The sequence below is a fragment of the Methylobacterium sp. 4-46 genome (assembly GCF_000019365.1).
In the GTDB taxonomy this organism is placed as follows: Bacteria; Pseudomonadota; Alphaproteobacteria; order Rhizobiales; family Beijerinckiaceae; genus Methylobacterium.
On the sequence record NC_010511.1, the window covers coordinates 3,082,518 to 3,106,269 of the forward strand.

Sequence of the window (23,752 nt, forward strand, 5' to 3'; positions counted from 1 at the left end):
AGCAGCCGACGGCACCCGCCACCCTGTGCTGTGGCCCGAAGGCCTTATTCCGTCGCCCGGATCAGAAGCGGCGCGGGACGTCTCCCGACCCTGTCATCCGCTGTCCGGACGATCACGTCCGGACAGCGGATGACACGTCCGCGCGGCGCTTGAGCGACGCCGGCATCCGCATGGCGACGCAAGCCGTCGGATGTCGTATCACATTCCCACCGCGGGCCCGTAGCGCCAAGCTGATCGGTGGTGCGTGGATGGCGACAGCCGCCGCACGGGCCTCGACTTGCGCCATCTCGGCTCGGCGACCGCGCGGAGCGCCATGGCCCGCGCGCCGTCATCGCGGCAGCGTCCAGTTCCCGGCCGTTGCGGTCCGACGGAGCAACCTCGCCCTGACGGCATTCCACTCCGCTACCTCGGTCATGGTGCCCTTCCTCGGCGCCATCGCGGGCGCGGTGCAGTTCGTGCACCGCCACGTCGGCCGCGCTAGAGCATTGTCCGACGAAGTGGATGCCGGTTCGTCGCAGAAAATGCGGCAAGATCAAAGACCTAGAGCAGTACCCGATGGCCACGTGATCGGGTGCTGCTCTCACTCACGCCGGCCGCGCCGGTGCTGTATACTCGGCGCGATCCGATGGCCGCGGAGCTGCTCGGGATCGGAGCTCACGACGAGTCGCAGCACCGAACTCTTCGCCAGCACGGCGCTGGATTTAACGCTCGACCTGGCGCTCGACTTGGGGCAGCGGCGCCTGAGCGCCCCACGGATGTGCAGCGCCCCGGCGATCCGGCCGAGCTTCGGTTCGCACGGGGATCGAGGCTGCTGCCCATGGAGGCTCTTGCCCATGGAGGCTCTTGCCCATGGAGGCTCTTGCCCATGGAGGCTCTTGCCCATGGAGGCTCTTGCCCATGGAGGCTCTTGCCCATGGAGGCTCTTGCCCATGGAGGCTCTTGCCCATGGAGGCTCTTGCCCATGACGGCGGACGTGCTTTCGGATGTGCTCTCGGCGGTCCGGCTGACCGGCTCGGTGTTCTTCGACGTCACCGCCACCGCGCCCTGGGTCGCCGAGGCGCCTCCATCGGCGCAGATCGCGGGGGCCGTTCTGCCCGGTGCCCAGCACGCGATCGAGTACCACGTGCTCACGCGCGGCTCGTGCTGGATCTCCATCGTCGACGGTGCGCCATTTGAGCCCGTGCGGTTGCACGAGGGCGACATCGCCATCATCCCGCATGGCGAGCCGCACGCCGTTTCCAGCGCGCCGGGGATGCGCGCCGGGCCCGATCTCGATGCTCACCGCCGGCCGAACGAGGTCGGCGGCCTGCCGATACGGTTGCGGGCCGGCGCGGGCGGCGCGGACGATGCCCACGTGATCTGCGGATTCTTCAGCTGCGATGTGCGCCCGTTCAATCCGCTGCTCGACGCGTTGCCACGCTTCGTGCGCGTCGGACGGGGCGCGTCGCCGGCGACGGACGGGTTGCTGAACCAGTTCGTTCTGCTCCTCTCGCACGAGACGAAGCACCGGCGCCCGGGCGCCCAGAGCGTTCTCAACCGGCTCTCGGAACTGATGCTCATCGAGGCGGTGCGGACCTACATGGACCAGCTCGACCCCGGGCACATCGGCTGGCTGTCCGGGCTGCGCGATCCGCTGGTGGGTCATGCCCTCGGGCTGCTGCACGCCGAGCCGGCCCGGGCCTGGACGCTTGAGGACCTCGCCGCCGCGTGCGGCGCGTCGCGCTCGGCGCTCGCCGGCAGGTTCACCCAGCTGACCGGCTATCCTCCCATCCAGTATCTCACCCGGTGGCGCATGCAGCTTGCGGCCAAGCGCCTGAGCGAGGGGGGCGCCAAGGTCGCCGCCGTGGCCCAGGACGTCGGCTACGACTCCGAGGCGGCGTTCAGCCGCGCGTTCAAGAAGTTTTCCGGCCGGTCGCCGAGCGAATGGCGGTCCGGCTGAGGCGATCCCACGGCGTCGGGCGCATGCCTCGCCAGGCCCCCGTTCCGCGCAGACGAACAGGGGGCAAGGTCGCAACGCACGGCGCCGCTGGCGGGTCTGGAGCCCCTGCAACGAGCCGGATGGCGGGCAACGCTCCCGGGCCTCTCCGCCGTTCCGAGTGCACCACACGTTCGCGAAGGCGAACAAGCCTCGCAATCCGCGAGCCTGCCCCTCACTCTTCGTCGAGCTGGTCGCGAATGTCGAAGGATGGCGGGCACTTGACGTTCGGGTTGTGGCACGCGTGACCCTCGACCTTGAACGAGAGCGAGCGGCCATCCGGCAGCGTCACCACGAAGCGGTCCCCTGCGATCTCGACCTGCGCGTCCGGGTGGAAGAAGTCCTCGTAGAGCTTCATGCCTCCCCTCCTCGTTCTCGAGGTCGGGGTCGCCCGCCCTCGGCCCCGGCCACCGGCCTCATCCGCCCGCCATTCCCGTCGTCAGAGGTGTGCGTCGAGATCTACGACGCGGTCGTCTCGTCTCGGAACAACGCCTGAGGCGGTTCGCGGCAGCCGCCAGGTGCGAGAGAATTTGCGCTGTCGCGCACGGCAGGTCGGCGCCTGCGCCGGCATCATCCTGGCCGCGAAAGTAATCTCATCGCGCGCTGATGTTGAGCTGGATCAATGCCGCTCATGGTCAGGCGTCCATACAGCAGGCGAAGCAGCTACCGTTTCAGCACATCAACGACGGCTCAGCATTCCACGGCTCCACCGTGGGAGGTAGCTGCGGAGGAACGCCATGAACAAGCCGGAATTCCTGCGCGGCCAGACCGCCTCGCCGTTCGCGGCGCGCTACGACAACTTCATCGGCGGGCAGTGGGTGGCGCCGGCGGCGGGGCGCTACTTCGAGAACACGTCGCCGCTCACCGGGCGGCTGATCTGCGAGGTCGCCCGCTCCGACGCCCAGGACATCGAGCGCGCCCTCGACGCCGCCCACGCCGCCAAGGACGCCTGGGCCCGCACCGCCCCCGCCGAGCGCGCCCGCATCCTCACCAGGATGGCCGACCGCATGGAGGACAACCTCGACCTGCTGGCGCTGGCCGAGACCTGGGACAACGGCAAGCCGATCCGCGAGACCACCCACGCCGACATCCCGCTGGCCATCGACCATTTCCGCTACTTCGCCGGCTGCGTGCGCGCCCAGGAGGGCTCGCTCTCCGAGATCGACCACGACACCGTCGCCTACCACTTCCACGAGCCGCTCGGCGTGGTCGGCCAGATCATCCCGTGGAACTTCCCCATCCTGATGGCGGTCTGGAAGCTCGCCCCGGCCCTGGCGGCCGGCAACTGCGTGGTGCTCAAGCCCGCCGAGCAGACCCCGGCCTCGGTCCTGGTCCTGGCCGAGATCATCGGCGACCTGCTGCCGGCCGGCGTGCTCAACATCGTCAACGGCTTCGGCCTGGAGGCGGGCAAGCCGCTGGCCTCCTCGCCGCGCATCGCCAAGATCGCCTTCACGGGCGAGACCTCGACCGGGCGGCTGATCATGCAGTACGCCAGCCAGAACCTGATCCCGGTGACGCTGGAGCTGGGGGGCAAGTCGCCCAACATCTTCTTTGAGGACGTGATGGCGCGGGACGACGCGTTCCTGGACAAGGTGCTGGAGGGCTTCGCGATGTTCGCCCTCAACCAGGGCGAGGTCTGCACCTGCCCGAGCCGGGCGCTGGTGCAGGAATCGATCTACGAGCGCTTCATCGAGAAGGCGGTGGCGCGGGTGGAGGCGATCCGGCAGGGCTCGCCGCTCGACCCGGCCACGATGATCGGCGCCCAGGCCTCGGGCGAGCAGCTGGCCAAGATCCTGTCCTACATCGACATCGGCCGCCAGGAGGGGGCGCAGCTGCTGACCGGCGGCGAGCGGGCGGTGCTGGCGGGCGAGTTCGCCGAGGGCTTCTACGTGAAGCCGACGGTGTTCCGGGGCCACAACCGGATGCGGATCTTCCAGGAGGAGATCTTCGGGCCGGTGCTGTCGGTGACGACGTTCAAGGACGAGGCCGAGGCGCTGGCGATCGCCAACGACACGCTCTACGGGCTGGGCGCCGGGGTGTGGACACGGGACGGGACGCGGGCCTACCGGTTCGGGCGGGAGATCCAGGCCGGCCGGGTGTGGACGAACTGCTACCACGCCTACCCGGCCCACGCCGCCTTCGGGGGCTACAAGCAGTCGGGCATCGGGCGCGAGACCCACAAGATGATGCTCGACCACTACCAGCAGACCAAGAACCTCCTGGTCAGCTACTCGCCCAAGGCCCTCGGCTTCTTCTGAGACCCCGCTCCCCCGCCGGCCTTCGGGCCGGCGGACCGCCCTCCTTCGAGCCATCGACCGGGCAGCGGCGCATCGCATGGCGGCTCAACCGAAGCGTGAAGAGTCGAGCGCGTCGGAGCGTCTCGCCTCGCCTCCTTGAGCCTGCGCAGGGCTTCCGCCGCCGGGACATTCCTCCGCCCGCCCTGCCAGCGCCGCTGCGCGCCCGCAACGCTGTTCGCAAGCGCGTCGCCCGATCGGATGCGGGCCGGCACTCTTGCGGGCGCTGACGTGCCCCCACGGCGCTCGTCGGTGGCGGCCCCGCTCTCGTCGCCGCATCACCACCACGCTCTCTCGAAGAATAACTGCTGTCGGCCGATCGCCGGATTTCAAGCCAACCTCACGAGGTGGACTGGACGGACTGCTCGATGACGAGGCATGCTGCCTCCCGAAGAACAGAGGGAGGAAGTTATCCGATGCGGCAGAACCTCCTCTGTGGCGCTGCGGCCGTTGCCGCATTGGCCCTCGCGGGATCGGTCACTCCGTCTCGGGCTCAAGCCCCCCAGATCTTACCAACGCCCTCGGGGCGCCCGCAGGCGCCGAGCCCGGGTGCCCCGGCTCCCACCTCGCCTGCGCCGGCTCCCGGCCAGACAAAGCCGGCATCGCCCGACCTCAACGATCCCACGACGTTCTTGCCGTTCGTCTACGGCCCACTGCAGCAACAGGGCATGAACGCGCCCTCGCATCATGCCAAAGGCAAAGTTCATCTTCTGCCAGCCACCCCTGCCACGACGCAGTGGGGCTGGTTCGACAACTCCCAGCCGCCCGTGCTGAGAATTCAGTCCGGCGACACGGTCGCCATGGAAACAATGATGCACGCCCACAATCAAGTGGTTCCGGGCATCACAATCGATCAAGTCAAGAAAACCCGCACTGACTACCCGGGCCGGGGCCCTCACACGCTCACGGGACCTATTTACGTTGAAGGGGCAGAGCCTGGAGATGTTCTCCGCGTGCACATCAACAAGATCGTGCCGCGCGCCTACGCGACCAATTTCAATCTTCCAGGCCTGTTCGGTGAGTTTCCGAAAGAATTCCCGGAAGGACAGATCAGATTCTTCTACCTCGACCTCGACCGCAAGACCATGGAGTTCGCGCCAGGCATCGAGATCCCGCTCAGGCCGTTCCCGGGCACGACCGCGGTAGCCCGCGCGGAGCCTGGCCGGTACAGCTCGGTGCCACCCGGCCGCTTCGCCGGGAACCTCGATATCCGCGAACTCACGGAAGGCGCGACGCTCTACATACCGGTCTTCGTCCAGGGAGCCCTGCTGTGGTCCGGCGACAGCCACGCCGGTCAGGGCAATGGCGAGGTGAACCTCTGCGCCATCGAGACGGCGTTCAAGGAGTTGAACGTCACGGTCGAGGTGATCAAGGGTGCGACGCTCGACTGGCCGCGCATTGAGACCCCAACGGACTGGATCACGGTCGGCTACGATCAGGATCTCAACAAGGCTCTCGACCTCCTGCGCGACCAGACCACGAGATTCATCATTGAACGCGACAAGGTCTCACAGGCGCAGGCCGAGCAGTCGATGCTGGAAAATTGGAATTGCCCGATCTCTGAGGTCGTAAACGTCGTCAAGGGCACATACTGCATGCTGCCCAAGGATGGAAGGAAGCCGACGCAGCTGCCGCGAGCCGAGACGCCCGAGGTTTTCGTCACGACGGGCAGGGACGCGGACCTGAACAGGGCGATGGACACGGCGTCGATGGCGATGATCAACATGCTCGTCGAGCGCAAGGAACTGTCGCGCCTGGACGCGTATGCGCTCGCGAGCATGGCGATGGACTGCCGCATCGCGGCACCCCGGGATGCCGAGAAGGAGGTCAGCTGCATGGTTCCCAAGAGCCTGTGGGTGAACCAGCGCTAGCCGGCCTGGCACCAGTGGGCAGCGACCGGAACCTCCGGCGCTTGGGCGCGCTCGCTCTCCTGGTGCTGCCGCTTCTGCTCTGCCCCGCAGCGGTGCGTGCGGCCCAGGGCGGACCGGTGCGGGTCGTCGCGACCACGCCGGACCTGAAAAGTCTCGTCGAGGCGGTCGGCGGTGACGCTGTCGTTGCGGCGAGCCTCGTCCCACCCGGTGCCGACCCCGAGGCTTACGAGGTGCGGCCGGGCGACCTCCTTGGGCTGCGTGGTGCCGACCTGGTCGTCCGCGTAGGCCTCGGCTACGATCACTGGCTCGACCCGCTGCTGGCGCGCCACGCCGATCCGAAGCTCATGCGGGGCGGCGCGGGGCAGGTGGACGCCTCGGCGGGCATCCCACTCCTCGAAGTGCTGGGGAGCAGCGTGGAGGCGGGAGCCACCGGCGGCCATGCTCACGGCTTGGCGAACCCCCATTACTGGCTCGACCCCGCGAATGCCGAGACGATCACCGCCGGTATTGCGGATGGGTTGGCACGGGTCGCGCCGGGCCGAGCCGCCCTGGTCGCCGAGAACCGCGGGCGCTTTCTCGCCGGCCTCGCCCGGCGGCTCGCGTCGTGGCAGGCCCGACTGGCGCCCTACGCGGGCGCACCGGTCGTCGCCTATCACAACGACTGGCCCTACTTCGCCCGCCGCTTCCGCCTCAACGTGGTTGCCGTCGTGGAGCCGAAGGAGGGGATCGCACCGAGCCCGGCCCAACTCGCCCGAGTTGCCGGGCTGATGCGCGAGCAGGGCGTGCGCGTCGTGCTCGCGAAGCCGAACGCGCCGCGCGGGCCGGCCGAGGCCGTGGCGGCCCGAACCGGTGCCCGGGTGGTTGTGCTCGCCGGGTCGGTCGGCGAGCTATCGGGGACCGGCGACTACCTTGGGTTGTTCGAGGTCGATGTCGACGTGCTCCACGACGCGTTCGAGGCGGGTGGGCGTTGATCGCCGATCTCGCCGCCCTGCTCGCGGTGCCCCTCGCCGTGACGGCGATCTTCATCGGGGTCCACACTTACTTGGGCCTCCACGTTCTGCGCCGAAGGGTCGTGTTCGCGGATCTCGCGCTCGCGCAGCTCTCCGCGCTGGGGGCCACGCTCGCCGTGGCCCTCGGCCACGCGCCGAGCGATCTGGCCGCGTTCGCATACGCGATGCTGTTCGCGTTCTCCGGCGCGGTGGCCCTGACCGCGAGCCGTTCGGTGTCCTGGGCGGTGAGCCAAGAGGCGCTCGTCGGTGTCCTCTACGTCGCCGCCAGTGCGGCCACGGTGCTCGTCATCGATCGCGCGCCGCAGGGGGCGGAACACGTCAAGAGGATGCTCGTCGGGACCCTGCTCGACGCGCGACCGGAGCAGCTCGCGAAGATCGTCCCGCTCTATTCGGCCGTCGCATTGCTGCACTGGGCCGCCCGGCGCCCGCTGCTCGACGCTTCGGAGAACCGACTCACCGGCGCCCGTGGCGTCCTGTGGGATTTCGTCTTCTACGCCTCGTTCGGCGCGATCGTGACCAGCTCCGTCGCCGTCGCGGGCGTCCTGCTCGTGTTCTCGTTCCTCATCATCCCGGCCGTCACCGGGACGTTGTTCGCCGCCGACAGAATCGGCTTGGCGCTCCTCATTGGCTGGTGCGTTGGTCTGACGGCCTCACTGGGTGGCTTCGCGAGCTCGCTGGCATTCGACCTTCCGACTGGCGCGTGCGTGGTCCTCACGCTGTTCGCCGCTCTCGGTCTCGCCGCATTGGCGCGCTTTTTGTGGATCGGTGACCCAAACGAGACGACGCAGAGGCGCGCTCGTGCACGCCAGGCATCATCGATCGGTCTGCTCTCACTCATGCTCGCGGGCAGTCTCTGGTCCTTCATCAGGCCCGGGGCCGATCAGCCGCTGCTCGCGGCCCTGAACCGGATTGGCTTGCGGCCTGAGCGCTTCATGGACGATGCCGAGGCGGCTCGCTACGCCGAAGCGGCTGCGATGGAGCGGCGGTATCGCGCCGAGGTCGAGGCCCTCTCCAACCAGGAGAGGCAATCGCGCTGGCGCGGGGCGGGCCTGACAGACGATGAGGTTCGGCGCATTGCGTCCTACCAGCAGACCTACAACGAGATGGCTCGCGGCGAGCGCTTCGTTCAGGACCACCTTCTGGCCCGCGCCCATGCGCGGGAGCGCTGGCAGGTGTCGCTGCCGCTCGCGGTGGTCTCTGCGGCGGCATTGCTCGTCCTCGTATTCCGCACGCGCGTGATGCGTCGACCGACGCGCACGCCCTCGGACGGGGCAGGCGAACCTCTCGACGACGCAACCCGTAAGCCGCCGCTGACCGGTTCGCTGAACGCATTCAGGTGGAGCAAGAAATCCTTGTAGCAGTTCATGCTTGTCGTTTGGACCAGAGCTTGGCTGCTCGCGGCCCGTTCTACGGTTCAAATCCGCGGGGCGCGGGCCCTCAACAGGCTATTTTACTGAGTTTGAGAGCGGCAGACTGAAAGCGACGAGCGGGCAGCGGGCGTGGAGGGCCTCTGTCATACGGGATCGGCTTGATCGAAGCGGATCCCGGATCACGAGCCCGCGCGGCGCCTGAGCGAAGCCGACATCCGCATTGCGAAGCAATCCGTCGGATGTCGTATCCCAAGCCCGCGCGGCGCCTGAGCGACGCCGACATCCGCATGGCCGAAAGGGGAGATGGCGAAGCCATCAACCGGATGCCGGATGAGTTCCTCGGACTGCTGGCTGCGCACCATGGCCAGCAACGCAGGCTGTCGCTCGGCTGCCGCCGGGCAGTGGTGCGTGAGGGAGGACCCTCTCCGAAATCGCGCACCGCCCCGACCGCCGTCCGCCGAGGTGCATCTTAGTTTTCCGGAAGCCCGGCCTTACGGAGCCCTTCAACGGTGCGCCGATACTCCTCCGGGAAGATCGGATTGCGCGACCAATCAGCTTTGGCCCATTTCTGGACTGTGTATCCTGGCATAAGACGGACAAGTTGTTTGACCGCCTCCTGGGCATCATGTTTTCTGTCGAGCCAAGCACGCGCTGCAGCAAAATCAAGATACGTTATCCAGTAGGGGCCATCCGATATAGATTGATTACACCACGAAACAGCTTGCTCCCACATGCCCTGGTCTGTGTGTAGGCGTGACAGATCCAGTATTTCCAAATGTTAGTCAACGGGTCGCGCGGGCTTAGGGTCAGGACTCAATCAGCACCAGAACGCGATCACGGCGGCGAGGGCGAGAGCGGAAGCGTAGTTGCGAGCCAGCTTGTCGGAGCGGGTGGCGATCCGGCGGAAGTCCTTGAGACGGCAAAAGGCAGCCTCGATGCGCCAGCGTTCCCGGTCGCGGCGCTTGTCGTGGCGCAGCCGGCGCTTGCGGGCGCGGGTGCCGGGGATGACGGGGGTGATGCCCTTCTCCCGCAGATCAGCACGCAGCCTGTCGGCGTCGTAGCCCTTGTCGGCAATCAGGCGCTGGATGGGGCCTCGGCCAGCACCGCCGGGGCCGTGCGCACGGCGCTGGTGTTGCCCGGCGTCAGCAGGAGGACGCCAGGGCGGCCGAGCACGTCGACGAGGGCGTGGATCTTGGTCGTCTTTCCGCCGCGCGACGCGCCGATCGCCTGCGCTGTCGCCCCCCTTTGCCGCCCTGCGCCGAGCGGTGCGCCTTGACGTAAGTCGCGTCGATAGCAGCCGCCTCACCGACCCACCCGGCCCTAGCCAGGGCGGTCAGCATCGCCGTCCAGAAACCGCGCCGCGACCATGTGTTGAAGCGGTTGTAGACCGTGGTGCGATGTCCATCCGCGGCCGGGCCGTCGCGCCAGCGGCAGCCGGAGGTGAGCACGTGCAGGATGCCGGGGATGATCCGCCGATCGTCCTCGCGCTCGGGGCCGGGCTGGTTTGTGGGCATGAACGGCACGAGGCCCAGACGTTCAGCCCCTTCCGGGGACGGCGGGGAACGAGGGGCGACGTGCGAAGCACGGAGCGGGCGTGGTTCACCGCCCCCGAGCCGAAGGCGAGGGTTCGAGCACGCACTCCACCGGACCCCGGAAATAGATTTCCTCTTCCGCGTTGCCGATTCGGCGACCGAAGCACCGGAGGAACAGCAATATGGACGAGGACCGCTTCAACATCGAGCTGCGCAAGTTCCTGAAGGAGGTCGGCGTGACCTCCCAGCGCGAGATCGAGCGCGTTGCACGGGAGGGTCTCGTGTCCGGCAACACGCTCAAGCTCCGAATGACGCTCACGGCCGAGAACGCCCCGCTGCAACACGTGGTCGAGCGGACGATCGCACTCGACGGCGAGACCGATCCAGCGTCGTAGGAGCGCCGAGCTCCTTCGCGTCGCGGCGCCCCTCAATGCGGCTCCGCGCGAGAGCAGCGCCCGATCACGTGGCCATCGGGCGCTGCTCCAGGTCTTTGATCTTTCCGCATTGTCTTCGACGAACCGGCATCCACCTCGTCGGACAATGCTCCAGCCGCTCCACCACTGGGCGCATCTCCTTAAGCTGATTAGAGATTCAAGATTGGGAGCGACTTCATGCTGCCATGCTGGTCCAGATCGATTTGGTGTTCGAGAACCTCCTCCCGGGTGAGTTCGCGCATCACGGTCGCGCTGGATCCTGGGCCAGCAGACTCCGAGACCAAGAGCTCCGCGTCCATCTCGTCACGAGCAACCACGAGCACAGGCGCCGTTCTGGGCTCCGACGAGTGAGCTTGCTTGACAGTGACTTGCACTCCGAATGCCTTGTTCATGTGGTAGCGCCTCTTCCCAGATCGGGCCGAAACGATCCCCGCACCCGACCGTGATCCGCGTCCGGCTCATGCCTCTTGCGGCACCAAAGGTTCCTTGACGCCGCCGTCCGTCTGCGCCCCGGGAGCCATGTCCGGGAGCGCCCATCCAGCAAGACCGCGGTTCTGATCTGACAGGAGCCGCTCGTTGCCGGACAGGCCGGCCGGAAGGCCGAGGCGAGTGCGGGCGCGCCGGAGACCGGCTGCTCACGGGCGCGTGCCCGGTTTCGAGGTTCCTCGACGACCCCGAAGCGCAGCCTGCCTGACCCGGATTCTCCCGGTCCGAGGCGGAGATGACCCGTTGCTGGCGCGTTTGATCCGCTGTCCGGACGATCGCGTCCGGACAGCGGATGACAAGCCTCGCGACCGCGCGGGGCACCTTCTCGAACCTGATCGCCGGCCGCCCAGGTTCCGCGCTCTTGCGGCCTGGAGGCCGACGACACCGGTGCTGCAATCGCTGGACTGAGGCGCTGATCCCCTGCCCCGACGCCCGTGGCGAGATCGTCGGCGGCGTGTTCCTCAATGATTGCCCGGGCGGCCCCGGCCTGACCTCCGGGGCGGTGCTCGGCCGCCGCGCCGGCGCGGGCGCCGCCCGTGAGCGGCTGATCCGCGCTCAGCTGCGCGACAGGAAGGCGGCGAGGACCTCGATGTCAGCCTCGCTCAGGCCCTGCGCGACCTCGTTCATCGCGGGGTCGTAGCCCGGCCGGGCGTTGCTCTTGTAGCCAGCGAGCGCCTTCAGCAGGTAATCCTCACGCTGCCCGCGGATGCGCGGGATCGCGTCCCGCCCGGCGAGGTCGGCGCCGTGGCAGGAATTGCACTGGTGGCGCCCGACGAGCGCTCGCGCCCGCTCAGCGAGGGTTGAGTCAAGCGCAGTCTCGCCTGGTGAGGGCGCCGGCAGTCTTGAGAGCTCCTCGGCAAAGGAACGGAGGTCATCGTCCGAGAGGCCGGCCGCCATCTCGTTCATGGGCGGCGCAACCCGCTGGCTCTCACGAAACTGGTAGAGCTGCGTGACGAGATAGTCGGCCGGCTGGCCGCCGAGGGAGGGCACGCCCGGCGTCTCGGAGCGCCCGCTCTCACCATGACAGCCGAGGCAGGGGGCGAGACGCTCACCCACGGGTTCAGCGAGCGCCGGGCTGGCGGTGCTCGCGAGCAGCGCAAGCGCAAATGGAAAGAGCCGCATCGTCTGTCCAAGTGAGAGGGGCCTGCACGCGGGCCGACCCACGTGCAGGATCGCAGTCACGGCTGGTAGCTGATCCTGTAGATGGCGCCATTGTAGTCATCCGAGACCAGCAGCGCGCCATCCTGCGCCACGAGCACGTCGACAGGCCGCCCAAGGTAGCGGTTGTCCTCGATGAAGCCGGTCAGGAATGGCTCGATCGACGCGACCTTGCCGTCCGGCCCGAGCTTCACCGCCACCACGTCGCCGCCGAGTTTTTTCGTGCGGTTCCACGAGCCGTGCCGGGCCACGAAGATCGCGTTGCGGTAGGCCTCCGGGAACTGCGTGCCGGTGTAGAAGCGCAGGCCGAGCGCGGCGGTGTGCGGCCCGAGCAGGGCCGCGGGCGCGGTGAACTCGGCGCAGGAGCGTCCCCAGCCGTATTCCGGGTCCGTGAAGGTGCCCTGATGGCAGAACGGGAAGCCGAAATGCTGTTTGCCGGGTTCGGTGAGCACGTTGAGTTCGTCCTCCGGAATGTCCTCCGAGACCCAGTCGCGGCCGTTGTCGCTGAACCACAACTGCTTCGTCGCCGGGTTCCAGTCGAACCCGACCGTGTTGCGCACGCCGCGGGCCACCACCTCGACGCCGCTTCCGTCGAGGTTCATCCGCCGGATCTGCGCGTGGGTGTCGGGTGGCATCAGGATATTGCCGGGCGAGCCAACCGGCACGTAGAGCTTCTCGTCTGGGCCAATGGCGATGAATTTCCAGCCGTGCGCCTCGTCCTTCGGCAGGTCGTCGTAGACCAGAACGGGCTTGGGCGGCTCGTCGAGGTGCGCCTCGATGTCGTCGAAACGCCAGACCTTCGACAGTTCGGCGACGTAGAGAGCGCCCTTGTGGAAGGCGAGGCCGTTCGGCCGGTGCAGCTTCGAGGCGATGACCTTCACCTCCCGCTTCCCGTCCCGGTCACGGATGGCGTAGACCCGGTCGAGGAGCCGTGTGCCGGCGAAGACCGTGCCTTTGTCGCCCTGGCGCAGCGAGCGCGCGTTGGCGACACCGCTCGCGAAGACCTCCACTTTGAAGCCCGCCGGCACCTTGAGCCTGTCCACCGGCAGCTTCGCCGCCGGCGTCGGCAACGGCGGGCCCGCGACCGGGGCGAGCTTCGCCGCCTCCCCGGACTCTGGGCGGCCGTAGAGGGCCGAGCCTCGATCCTGTGTGGCGGCGGGGGCCGTGGTGTTTACAGGAGCGGTGGGCGCACTGCCGGGGGTTGGGGCTCCGCTCGGCTGCTGTTGCGCGGAAGCACCGTGCAGCGCAGCGACGAGCGCAGCGCCCACGAGCGTCGCACGCAGGCCGCGCGATCGATTGATCGGCATCTCTCCTCCCTGATGTTCGATACCGCCGAGGCGCGGCTTGCGGGTGGTTGTAGTGCGCAAGCGCCCGCTGTCATGGGGCTGTCATGGGGGAGTGTGACGGCGCGCAGGGACGAGGCTCCGGCACCAGTTGGTCGAGGCACACTGGCGGCACACGCCGCCCCCGCGGCGCACTCCGTCCGCACCCGGGGCACGAGGCCGGACCATCGACACCTCACCCCCCTCCCCGCGCACCCGACACGGCTCGACCGTGTGACCTTTGCCTGAGGAGCCGGCGCCCGATCCCTTTGAGCGGACTCACGTCCCTCTTCGCCGTTGCGCCGGCCCGCGTCATGCGCGAGTGAAGTGCCGCGGTCAGCACCCGTAGCTCAGCTGGATAGAGCGTTGCCCTCCGAAGGCGGAGGACCCGTAGAGCTGGTGTTCAAGGCGCCCCCTACCCTATCAAGGACTTAGCGCTTCGCGAGCTCGTCTTGAGTTCATAGAAGCACGCCAGAGGCACAATTGGGCCACATCGGGCCGCGGGCAGCGAGGCGGACGCGAAGATCTTGCTCGCGACATAGCCCGCGCCCGTAGGCGGATGTGATCGACGTCATCCCGGACGTGCGCCCCGCGACCCCGCCGCGGAACACGAAGCCCTAGGAAAACCGAGGCTGCGCGTGGGGAATGCCTTCTGTGTCCACGACGATCCTGACCCAGTCCTTGGCGACGTTGCCGTTGGCGCACACGAAGGCCTTGGAAGCCCATGGAAAGCCGCTGGCTGTGCTGGAGCATCGCCCGCCTGGGGGACTAGGGACAACGCCTCCCGAGCCTCTACGGCGTTCTGAGCGCCCCTCAGGCTCGCGAAGGCGAGCAAACCTCGCAGGCCACGAGATTGGCCCTTACTCCTCGTCGAGCTGATCGCGTATGTCGAAGCACGGCGGGCATCTGGCGTTCCGGTTGTGGCACTTGTGGCCCTCGGCCTTGAACGAGAGCGAGCGGCTATCCGGCAGCGTCACGACGAAGCGGTCACCGACGATCTCGACCTGCGCGTCCGGGTGGAAGAAGTCTTCATAGAGCTTCATGCCTCACCTCCTCATCATCGAGGTCAGGGTTGGTCGCCCGCAGCCCCGGCGACCTCGTTCGTCCGATCGCCGCGCCGGCCGCCCGGGGTGTGCATTGAGATCTACACAGCGGCCTTCTCGCATCGGAACAACGTCTGAAGCGCCTCAACGTCGATGGGCCAGCCCCGCACCGGCATTATCTTGGCCGTATGCAAGAGCGGCCCTTCATGCCTCTCGGCACCACGCGGAAGGCGGCGATTCGGCAATCCACCTGTTCACAGTGCAGCCGGGCGATGCTGATCAGCAGCATCAGCTTCGTCGAGGCGATCACCCCGTGACTGTGAGGCTCGAGAGCTGATCGGTGTCGAAGCGCCGTCGCAAGGCCGCCAGGGTTCGTGGGTCTGGCGGTCCTGAGCCCGCTAGTCCGGCCAGCTCCTCGAAGTAGGCCTCGTGACCGGGCGGGGATACCGTCATCAGCAGCCGCGCCGGCACCGCACTCGGGTTGCGGATGTCGTGCGGGACGCCGGGCGGAATGAAGAGGTAGGCGCCACGACGGGCCGTCACCACGCGATCCTCAACCTGCCATTCGCAGGCACCGTCGAGGACGTAGAAGGTCTCCTCCTGCACTCGGTGCACGTGCAGGCCAGTGCTGAAGCGCGGCGGCACCACCCAGTCGAACATGCAAGCGTAGCGGGACTCCCGAGCGGTCACCAGGACTGCCATGGGGTGGCCCGCCACCGTCAGGCGAGGTGCCTCATCAGGCAGGTGGATCACGGGGACTGCATGCATCACTCTCATCCTCTCACTGAGGGGGCGGTGGTCAGCCGCGGAAGGCAGCGTGTCACTCGCGCGCGCCCAAGTCGTGAAGGCCGTCGGAAAGAGTTGCGAAAGATCCGCTGTCTTGGCTGAATCTCGGCATGGCGCTGTGGCTGGACTTCGGGCCGTTCCGGCTCGACACCGAGATGAAGCTGCTTCTGCGCGACGGCGCGCCCGTGGCCCTCGGCCCGCGTGCGGTTGCGGTGTTGCAGGCGCTGGTAGCGCGCGCCGGCGCGCCCGTCTCGAAGGAGGAGTTGTTCCGCGTCGCTTGGCCGGACCTCGCGGTCGAGGACAGCAACCTCACGGTCCAGATCGCCGCGCTGCGCCGCGCATTAGCCGGTAGCGAGGACGGCGCCCGCTGGATCGAAACCCTGCCGCGACGCGGCTATCGCTATGTCGGGCCAGTTGGCGCCGCCCCGTCCATGCCGCCGGTGATGCCGAGGTTCCCGGACCGGCCCTCGGTCGCGGTTCTCCCCCTGCGCAACCTCAGCGGTGATCCGGCAGAGGACTACTTCGGCGACGGAATGGCGGAGGACATCACCGCCGGTCTATCGCGCATCAAGTGGCTGTTCGTTACCGCCCGTAGCTCCGGCGCAGTCTACCGCGGCCGGGAGATCGATCCGTGCGAAGCCGGGCGCGCGCTCGGGGCGCGCTACCTTCTGCTGGGTAGCCTCCGTAAGGAGACCGCCCGCATCCGGGTCGCCCTCCGGCTGGTGGAGAGCGAGGCTGGTGGTGTTGTCTGGGCCGAGGCCTACGACCGCCCCCTGGAAGGCGTGTTCGCGCTACAGGACGACATCGCGATGTCGGTGGTGGGCGCGATCGAGCCGAACCTCCGGCAGGCCGAGGCCGAGCGCGTTCGGCGCCTCCGCCCTGAGAGCCTCGATGCCTACGACCTCGTGCTGCGTGCGCAGTCCGACGTCTTCACGGGCATGCCGGCCGAGTCGTCGCGTGCCCTCGGACTGCTCGGGCGAGCTCTGGAGCTCGAGCCGCGCTACGGGCTAGCGCACGCCTTCGCGGCGATGTGCCACCACAACCTGTTCCTCCGCGCAGGTCTTTCGGAGGTGGATCGCGCGGCCTCGATCCGGCACGCGGAGAAGGCGATCGCCCACGGGCGCGACGACGCCCTCGCGCTCACATTCGCGGGTTTCTCGCTGGCGATGGACGCGCATGACCGCCGAGCTGGGTCGGCCGCCTTCGAAGCGGCACTCGCGGTCAGCCCGTCCTCTGCCACCACCTACATCCTTGGCGGGGTCGTGCACGGCTGGGCGGGGGATGCGGAGCGGGCCATTACCTGGGGCGAGCGAGCGTTGCGGCTCAGCCCCTTCGATCCCTGGGCCTTCGCCGCCTATCACGCGCTGGCGCTCGGCCACCTCGTCGCAGGTCGAGCTGAGGCCGCGGCGGCCGCGGCCTACAAGGGTGTCCATGCGAACCCGGTGCACAGCATCTCGCACATGATTCTCGCGGCGACGCTGGCGCGGCTTGGCAGTCTCGACACCGCCCGCGCCGCGGCAGCGCGCGTGATGGCGCTCCAGCCGGTGTTCCGGTTTAGCCGTCAGCTGGCAGGCGTGGATTGCGCGCCGGACCTGGCTGCGGCGCTCGGCGAGGCGCTGCGCGCCTGCGGCCTGCCGGAATAACGGCGCGTCCATCCCAGCGGGCGCCTCCTCCTTCACAATTCAATACGGTCGAATTCTCTTTGTGAACTGCCCTAGGGCGTCTCGAAGCGGATCAGCAGCACGACGCTTGTTCTCGCCCTTTGGCAGCTCCAATCCTTCCGCCATCGCCTCCCTCCAAATCAGCCTGGATCTCAATGCAGGCGGCGCCGTTCTAAGATCCGCTTAGTTGGCGCACGCGCCGCGGGAAGGGAGTCTGACGTGGAAGCGACGGCTCAGACGGCCGAGATCCGCTCCCACGTGCCGCGCTTTCCCGCGGCTCTAGGGCGTCTCTGCAAAGGGGTTCACACGGGTGGGGTGAGCGCCCATGTGGGCGGGATGCGACGCTTTGAACTGACCGATGCGCAGTGGGAGCAGATCGCCCCGCTGCTGCCGCCGCAGAAGCCACGCACGGGCCGGCCGGCCGAGGATCACCGGCAAGTCCTCAACGGCATGCTGTGGATCCTGCGCACGGGCGCGCCCTGGGAGGATCTGCCGGCGCGCTACGGCCCTGTCGGAACCGTATCGAGCCGGTTCTATGGCTGGCGCAAGGCGGGCGTGTTCGACCGGGTGCTGCAGCGCCTGCAGGCGCAGGCGGATGCTCGCGGCGACCTCGACTGGGACCTGCACGTCGTGGACGCGACGGTGGTGCGCGCCCACCCGCACGCCGCCGGGGCACGCCGGTCCGGCGCCATCGGGGGGTGAGGGGACGGTTGAGGGCGTAGGCGAGGCGCTCGGGCGCAGCCAGGGCGGGTTCTCGACCAAGCTGCATCTGCGCGCCGAGGGCGGAGGCAAGCCGATGGCGGCCGTCCTCACGGCTGGCGAGCGGCACGAGCAGTTCGCGCTGGACGCGCTGATGGACAAGGGCGCCGTGCGGCGCCGGGGACGTGGCCGCCCCCGCCTGCGTCCGCGCCGGGCAGCGGGAGACCGAGGCTACTCCAGCCCACCCGCCCGCCGCCGGCTGAAACAGCGGCGGGTCGAGCCGGTCATCCCGACCCGCAAGGATCAGCCGCGTCAGCCGGACTTCGACAAGGCCGCGTACCGGGAGCGCAACAGGGTCGAGCGGCTGATCAACCGGCTCAAGCAGTATCGCCGCATCGCCACCCGTTACGAGACGCGCGCCGCCAACGACCTCGCCATGGTCACCCTCGGCATGACCATGCTCTGGCTCTCATGAGTTTGCAGAGACGCCCTAGTATCCTGCGCCTGAAGTTTGTGGCAAAGTATGGGGAATGCTGGGAGGCGTCGATGGCCTACCGCGTTCCTACGTCCCTCGATCTGAGCGCAGAGGAGCGAGCCGAGCTTGAGAGCTGGGCTCGCCGCCGCAAGACAGCCCAGGGCCTCGCCCTGCGCGCCAGGATCGTGCTGCTGGCCGCCGACGGGCTGAGTAACACCACCATCGCGGCGGAACTGGCCACCGGCAAACACACGGTCGGCAAGTGGCGCGAGCGGTTCGCCAGCCAGCGCACGGACGGGCTCCTCGACGAGCCTCGCTCAGGAGCACCGCGCCGGATCGGCGACGACCAAGTCGCCGAACTCATCGACCGCACGCTCTGCGAGCGGCCGCCGGGCGCCAGCCACTGGAGCCGGCGCAGCATGGCCAAGGCTAGCGGGGTGTCGAGCACGACGGTCGGGCGTGTGTGGCGGGCGTTCGGGCTCCAGCCGCACCGGTCCGAGACCTTCAAGCTCTCGACCGACCCGCTGTTTGCCGAGAAGGTGCGCGACATCGTCGGGCTCTACCTGGCTCCGCCCGCCCGCGCCCTGGTTCTCTGCGTGGACGAGAAGTCCCAGGTTCAGGCGCTCGACCGCACGCAGCCGCTCCTGCCGCTGCGGCCCGGGCAGGCGGAGCGGCGCACTCACGATTATGCCCGGCACGGCACCACCAGCCTGTTTGCGGCGCTCGACGTGAAGGCCGGGACGGTAATCGGGCAGTGCTACCCGCGTCATCGCGCCAGCGAGTTTCGCCGCTTCCTGGACGAGATCGAGGCGACCGTGCCGGCCGACCTCGACGTGCATCTGGTGCTCGACACCTCGGCGACGCACAAGACCAAGCTTATCCGCGACTGGCTGGCGCAGCGCCCGCGCTACCACGTGCACTTCACGCCGACCTCGGCCTCGTGGATCAACCAGGTCGAGCGGTGGTTCGGCCTGCTCACCGACCGAGCCATCCGGCGTGGGGTGCACTGCTCGGTGGAGGAACTTGAACGCGACATCCGCGCCTTCATCCAGGCCACGAACGCCGACCCCAAGCCGTTCCGCTGGGTGAAGTCGGCCGACGCCATCCTGGCCAGCGTCAAACGCTTCTGCCTGCGAACAATCGACCCTGAAACAGATGATGCGCCTTTGCCGCAAACTTCAGGCGCAGGACACTAGTGGATCGCCGCCCACGTCGCCGCGGAGGTCGCCTGTGCTGCCAACCCCTCCGCCAATGTCGCCCGTGCCGCCACCGGCAACACCGCCCTGATCGGCACCGAGGTCACTCCCGAGATCGCCGGTGCCACCACCGGCGAGGTTCGTGCGACTTCCCAGCCCGTCAATCGTGGCGCAGAGCGCCTCTCGCGATAAGGAGAGCGTTCGTGCTGGCCGGCCGGTCGCTGGCGACTCGGATCAGGGCCCCACAACTCGTGACGCGAGCCTGGTCTTGCAGTTCGGCCCGCTCCATCTCGTGCGCGAACAGGAGCACGCCCATGCCGCTGACCATCTCCGTGTTCTCCGACGTGATCTGCCCCTGGTGCTACGTCGGCAAGCGCCGGCTCGAACGCGCCCTTGACCAACTCGGTATGCGCGAGACCACCGCGGTTGAGTGGCTGCCCTTCGAGCTTAACCCCGACATGCCGGTTGAGGGCATGGAGCGCGCGCATTACCGTGCCCGGAAGTTCGGGGTCGAACGTAGTGCCCAACTCGACGCGCAGATGGCCGAGCTTGGACGGCAGGAAGGCATTCACTTCGCCTTCGATCAGATGCTCCGGACGCCGAACACGCGACGTGCCCACATGCTGATCGCGTTCGCCACGCAGCACGGACGAGCGGGGGCGGTCGTAGACGGCCTGTTCCGCGCCTACTTCGAAGCAGGCCGAGACGTCGGCGACCCTGATGAGCTCCTCAATGTCGGTGTCGCGGCAGGCCTTGATCGTGCCCTCGTCGACGAGGCACTCAACAGCGAGCAACTTGCGCAGTTCGTGGAGCACGTCGAGCAACAAGCGGCCCATATGCAGGTCACCGGCGTGCCGTTCTTCATCGTCCACCGCAAGTGGGCCGTCTCCGGTGCGCAGTCGACCGAGCAATGGATCGAGATCCTCAGCGCTGCGTGAGCAGCGGATCAGGCCGTGCGCAAGTCGATCCGGGTGCCGGACACGCCGTTGAGGAGCCGCCGCAGGTGAAAGCTCGCGAGGTGATCATCGGCGTTGAGGCCCACGAGCGAGGCGAAGGCCGGCAGGGCGCCCGGATCGCCCGCCGCGAGCTTCTCGAAGGCCTCGCCGTAGCGCGCGGTGCCGGGATCCGCGAACGCCGCCTCCGAGAGCGGCTCGAAGGTGCGCAGGGCCTCCGTCCTGCCCCGCAGGACGAGATCGCCGATCGGACGGCCGCGAAAGCCCTCCGCCCGCTCGGCCACCGCCGCGCTCACGCAGAGGCGCGTGCCCAGCACCTTATTGGCGGCCTCCAGCCGCGCCGTGATGTTGATGGTGTCCCCGTAGGCCGTGTAGTCGAAGAAGCGGCCCCCGCCGAAATTGCCGACGATGGCCGGTCCGGCGTGCACGCCGATGCGCGTCGACCCGAGCACGACGCCGCGCTCGGCCCAGCGCGCGCGGAAGGCTTCTGCCGCCGCATCGAGGGCGAGCGCGCACGACACCGCCCGCGTGGCGTGATCCGGCTGCTCGCCCGGTGCGCCGAACAGGACGTGGATCGCGTCGCCGACGATCTTCGCCACCGTGCCATCGTGCGAAAAGACGAGGCCGGTCATCTCCGCGAGGTAGCCGTTGAGGAGTTCGGCGAGGAGAGCGGGATCGAGGCTCTCGACGAGGGTCGTGAAGCCGGCGATGTCGGTGAACAGCGAGGCCACGTCGCGCCTGTGGCCGCCAGCCAGGGCCGACGCGTCGGCCGCCAGCCGCTCGGCGAGGTTGGGTGAGAAGTAGCGCGACAGGCTCGCATGCGCCCGCTCGGCCGCGGATTGCCGCCGGCGCGCCTCGCGCAGGGTGCGGACGTGGAGCACGGTGCGGTCGACCGTGGTCTCGAAGTCGGAAAAGTCGATCGGCTTGGTGAGGAAGTCGAAGGCGCCGCGGTTCATCGCCGTGCGGATGTTGGCCATGTCGCCGTAGGCCGAGACGATCACGGTCGAGAGTTTCTCGTCCGCCTCCTGGAGCTTGGCGAGCAGCGTCAGTCCATCCATCCGCGGCATGTTGATATCGGAGACGACGAGGTCAACGTCCGGGTGTTCGGCGATGACCGCCAGCGCCTCGAGGCCGTCGCGGGCGAACAGGAAGCGGATCGCGCCCTCGCGGATGCGGCGGCGGAACTTCTGCACGATCAGCGCCTCGAGGTCCGACTCGTCGTCGACGACGAGGACCTTCGTGTCAACGGGCTTCGAACCTTCCGCAATTTCGGGCGCGCAATTTTCCTCAGATCGGCGGGCTCGGCGGTCAGGCGATGCCGAGGTGAGCACCTCCATTCTTGGGCGGGCGTCCGCGCCGACGCGGAGGCGGGGCGAGCGGCGGAGCCTGCAGGGCTGCCTTCGAGCGGATGTGCTCGGGCATGAGCGCGGTGTGCTGGCGCAGCCGGTAGCTTGAGCCCTCGATCTGCACCACCACGGCGTGGTGAAGCAACCGGTCCAGCAGCGCGGTCGCCACCACCGGATCGCCGAACACCTCCCCCCACTCTGCAAAGCCGCGGTTCGAGGTCAGGACCATCGCGCCCCGCTCGTAGCGCGCGTTGACGAGCTGGAAGAACAGGTTGCCCCCGCCCGGCACCACCGGCAGGTAGCCGATCTCGTCCACGATCAGCAGCGCCGGCCGGCAGAAGTAGCGGATCTTCTCGCGCAACGTTCCTTCCCGCTCGGCCCGCGCCAGCGTTCCCACAAGGTCGGCCAGGGTGGTGAAGTACACGCTGCGGCCCGCCTTCACCGCCTCGACCCCGAGGGCCACCGCCAAGTGGCTCTTGCCGGTGCCGGGCGGGCCGAGGAAGTGCAGCACCTCGCAGCGGTCCACGAAGCCCAGCTCGGCCAGGGCCAGGATGCGGGTGCGGTCGAGCGAGGGCTGGAAGGCGAAGTCGAAGCCCGACAGCGTCTTGACCGTCGAGAGCCGCGCCATCACCAGCGCGGTCTTCACCCGCCGGCTCTCGCGTAGGCTCAGCTCCTCGCTCAGCAGGGCATCGACCGCCTCCAGCGCGCTGAGTTCGCCGCGCTCCAGCCGCCGCACGGTGGTGTCGACGATCTCCAGGGCGCGCGGCATCTTCAGCCCTACCAGCGTGGCCTTGATCCGCTCGACCAGTGGGGGGATCAGCTCGCCAGTTCCGCTCATGCCGCGTCTCCCCGGTCGGTCCTGGGCACGCCGGCTCCCGCGAGTTGGCGGGCTACGGCGTCGTAGATGGCCAGCGGGCGACGCGCGACCTGGTCGCCGGCGCGCCTGACGACCACCGGCTCGGCAGGGTCTCGTGGCTCGGGCGGGGGAGATCGCGGCCGCCGATGGGCTGGATCGACCTGCGTCAGCCCACGCCCTTCCAGGGGCAGGTGGCAGGCAACGAGCTCACCCGCCTCGTAGATGCGGATCTGATCGGCCAGCACGTGCACCTCCAGGGCGCGGCGGCGGGTGGTGTCGGGCACGCTGTAGAGATTGCCCGCCACCGAGACGAAGCCCTCGTGGGTGACGCGCCGCTCCAGGCTGAGCACGGCTTCGTAGGGCACGGGCGGCAGCGCCCGCAGCTGGCTGCGCTCCTCCGCGAAGGCGTCGGCGACGATCCGCTTGGTCGTGGCGTGCCGGCGGGCGTTGGCCACGGTGTCGAGCCAGTGCCGCAGCTGGTCGTTCAGGTCGTCGAGGTTGCGGAACGAGCGGGCGAGGAAGAAGTCCTCGCGCAGGTAGCGGAACGGGCGCTCGACCTTGCCCTTGGTCTTGGCCCGGTAGGGACGGCAGGCGCGCGGCAGGAACCCGTAGTGGCGCGCGAGATCGAGAAGGCTGCGGTTATAGATGACCAAGCCGTCGGGATCCTCGCCGATCACGGCGGTCTTCATGCGGTCGTAGAGGATCTCGCGCGGGGCGCCTCCAAGGGCCTGGAAGGCGGCGATGTGGCAGCGCAGGACCGTCTGCAGATCCTGGTGGACGACGAAGCGGGCCCAGAGATAGCGCGAGTGGCCCAGCACCATCGCGAACAGCCAGACGATGCGGGTCACGCCCGGCTCGTCGGCGAAGACGACCTCGAAGCGGGCGAGGTCGACCTGGGCCTGCTCGCCCGGCGGGGTCTCGAAGCGGCGCTCGATAGGCAGAGGAGCTGAGGGGCGAAGCAGGGCCACGGCTCGCTTCACGGCGGTGTAGGCCCCTGCGAAGCCGCGCTCCTTCAACTCGCGCCAGAGACGGACGGCCGTAAGCTGCGGGTAGGCGGCCAGGCGCTCGCGCAGGTAGGGCAGGAAGGCGTCGGTGGCCCGCGCGCGGGGGGATCGCGGTCCGTAGACGGGCGGCTCGAGGCCGCGGGCGATGTACTTGGCGACGGTCTTGCGGTCGAGGCCGAGCTGGCGGGCGATGGCGGTGACCGAGAGGCCCTGCCGGTGGAGGTCCAGGATCGTCATGAGTTCCCCGAGGCTGACCACCGCGCCGCTCCCTCCCGCCACGG

19 protein-coding genes and 1 pseudogene are annotated in these 23,752 nt (G+C 68.6%); 10 read left to right on the forward strand and 10 right to left on the reverse strand.

The genetic code is table 11. The annotated features are described in order from the left end of the window. Positions 1–580: 580 nt before the first annotated feature. A complete protein-coding gene (locus M446_RS37120; protein WP_150108646.1) occupies positions 581–835 on the reverse strand; it encodes a hypothetical protein in 255 nt (84 codons plus the stop codon). A gap of 126 nt (positions 836–961) precedes the next feature. Here M446_RS37120 and M446_RS13285 point away from each other — a divergent pair, with 126 nt between their 5' ends. Continuing rightward, a complete protein-coding gene (locus M446_RS13285; RefSeq protein WP_012332620.1) occupies positions 962–1,939 on the forward strand; it encodes an AraC family transcriptional regulator in 978 nt (325 codons plus the stop codon). Positions 1,940–2,150: 211 nt separating this feature from the next. On the opposite strand, the gene M446_RS13290 is transcribed toward M446_RS13285, so the two are convergent. Beyond that, a complete protein-coding gene (locus tag M446_RS13290; protein ID WP_012332621.1) occupies positions 2,151–2,333 on the reverse strand; it encodes a hypothetical protein in 183 nt (60 codons plus the stop codon). A 379-nt stretch (positions 2,334–2,712) separates the two neighbouring features. On the opposite strand from M446_RS13290, the gene adh reads away from it, so the two are divergent. The 4 genes from adh to M446_RS13315 all read left to right on the forward strand — a co-directional run bounded on the left by adh (position 2,713) and on the right by M446_RS13315 (position 8,508). Next, entirely contained in the window at positions 2,713–4,233 is a 1,521-nt protein-coding gene (adh, locus tag M446_RS13295; protein ID WP_012332622.1) for an aldehyde dehydrogenase, read from the forward strand. Between the two features lie 668 nt (positions 4,234–4,901). After that, entirely contained in the window at positions 4,902–6,140 is a 1,239-nt protein-coding gene (locus M446_RS13300) for an acetamidase/formamidase family protein (protein WP_168169153.1), read from the forward strand. Between the two features lie 41 nt (positions 6,141–6,181). Continuing rightward, positions 6,182–7,111 carry a metal ABC transporter substrate-binding protein gene (locus M446_RS35200; protein WP_168169154.1) on the forward strand — a complete coding sequence of 310 codons (930 nt, stop codon included), beginning with the start codon at positions 6,182–6,184 and terminating at the stop codon, positions 7,109–7,111. After that, positions 7,108–8,508, forward strand: a complete 1,401-nt coding sequence (locus M446_RS13315; RefSeq protein ID WP_012332625.1) for a metal ABC transporter permease — start codon at positions 7,108–7,110, stop codon at positions 8,506–8,508. The genes M446_RS35200 and M446_RS13315 overlap by 4 nt, the downstream gene beginning before the upstream one ends. Positions 8,509–9,337: 829 nt before the next feature. Here M446_RS13315 and M446_RS13320 read toward each other — a convergent pair. After that, positions 9,338–10,034: pseudogene (locus M446_RS13320) on the reverse strand (IS5 family transposase). A gap of 200 nt (positions 10,035–10,234) precedes the next feature. On the opposite strand from M446_RS13320, the gene M446_RS13325 reads away from it, so the two are divergent. After that, positions 10,235–10,447: a DUF6494 family protein gene (locus tag M446_RS13325; RefSeq protein ID WP_012332626.1), complete on the forward strand. Its 213-nt coding sequence runs from the start codon at positions 10,235–10,237 to the stop codon at positions 10,445–10,447. Positions 10,448–11,527: 1,080 nt separating this feature from the next. On the opposite strand, the gene M446_RS13335 is transcribed toward M446_RS13325, so the two are convergent. The 4 genes from M446_RS13335 to M446_RS13350 form a co-directional block, all read right to left on the reverse strand. Then, a complete protein-coding gene (locus M446_RS13335; RefSeq protein WP_012332628.1) occupies positions 11,528–12,094 on the reverse strand; it encodes a c-type cytochrome in 567 nt (188 codons plus the stop codon). Positions 12,095–12,150: 56 nt separating this feature from the next. Further along, positions 12,151–13,200, reverse strand: a complete 1,050-nt coding sequence (locus M446_RS13340) for a PQQ-dependent sugar dehydrogenase (protein ID WP_012332629.1) — start codon at positions 13,198–13,200, stop codon at positions 12,151–12,153. A 1,112-nt stretch (positions 13,201–14,312) separates the two neighbouring features. Then, positions 14,313–14,495 carry a hypothetical protein gene (locus M446_RS13345; RefSeq protein ID WP_012332630.1) on the reverse strand — a complete coding sequence of 61 codons (183 nt, stop codon included), beginning with the start codon at positions 14,493–14,495 and terminating at the stop codon, positions 14,313–14,315. A 306-nt stretch (positions 14,496–14,801) separates the two neighbouring features. Continuing rightward, complete coding sequence (locus tag M446_RS13350; RefSeq protein WP_012332631.1) at positions 14,802–15,263, reverse strand: cupin domain-containing protein; 462 nt, start codon at positions 15,261–15,263, stop codon at positions 14,802–14,804. Positions 15,264–15,391: 128 nt separating this feature from the next. Between M446_RS13350 and M446_RS13355 the strand changes: the two genes are divergently transcribed. The 4 genes from M446_RS13355 to M446_RS13375 all read left to right on the forward strand — a co-directional run bounded on the left by M446_RS13355 (position 15,392) and on the right by M446_RS13375 (position 20,250). Next, positions 15,392–16,924, forward strand: a complete 1,533-nt coding sequence (locus tag M446_RS13355) for a winged helix-turn-helix domain-containing protein (RefSeq protein WP_012332632.1) — start codon at positions 15,392–15,394, stop codon at positions 16,922–16,924. 354 nt (positions 16,925–17,278) lie between these two features. After that, positions 17,279–18,116, forward strand: a protein-coding gene (locus tag M446_RS35210) for an IS5 family transposase (protein ID WP_085984491.1) whose coding sequence is annotated in 2 segments (ribosomal slippage) — positions 17,279–17,635 and positions 17,637–18,116 — 837 coding nt in all. Because the reading frame shifts where the segments join, the coding sequence is not laid out codon by codon here. A gap of 71 nt (positions 18,117–18,187) precedes the next feature. Beyond that, positions 18,188–19,312: an IS630 family transposase gene (locus M446_RS13370; protein ID WP_012332633.1), complete on the forward strand. Its 1,125-nt coding sequence runs from the start codon at positions 18,188–18,190 to the stop codon at positions 19,310–19,312. A 314-nt stretch (positions 19,313–19,626) separates the two neighbouring features. Next, entirely contained in the window at positions 19,627–20,250 is a 624-nt protein-coding gene (locus M446_RS13375; RefSeq protein WP_012332634.1) for a DsbA family protein, read from the forward strand. An 8-nt stretch (positions 20,251–20,258) separates the two neighbouring features. Here the strand turns inward: M446_RS13375 and M446_RS13380 are convergent, their stop codons facing one another. The 3 genes from M446_RS13380 to istA are packed head-to-tail and all read right to left on the reverse strand — an operon-like array spanning position 20,259 to position 23,729. Continuing rightward, positions 20,259–21,602: an adenylate/guanylate cyclase domain-containing protein gene (locus tag M446_RS13380; RefSeq protein ID WP_012332635.1), complete on the reverse strand. Its 1,344-nt coding sequence runs from the start codon at positions 21,600–21,602 to the stop codon at positions 20,259–20,261. Beyond that, on the reverse strand, positions 21,574–22,449 hold the full coding sequence (gene istB, locus M446_RS13385) for an IS21-like element ISMtsp8 family helper ATPase IstB (RefSeq protein WP_012290057.1): 876 nt from the start codon (positions 22,447–22,449) through the stop codon (positions 21,574–21,576). The genes M446_RS13380 and istB overlap by 29 nt, the downstream gene beginning before the upstream one ends. After that, positions 22,446–23,729, reverse strand: a complete 1,284-nt coding sequence (gene istA, locus M446_RS13390; protein ID WP_012290058.1) for an IS21-like element ISMtsp8 family transposase — start codon at positions 23,727–23,729, stop codon at positions 22,446–22,448. The genes istB and istA overlap by 4 nt, the downstream gene beginning before the upstream one ends. Positions 23,730–23,752 lie beyond the last annotated feature (23 nt).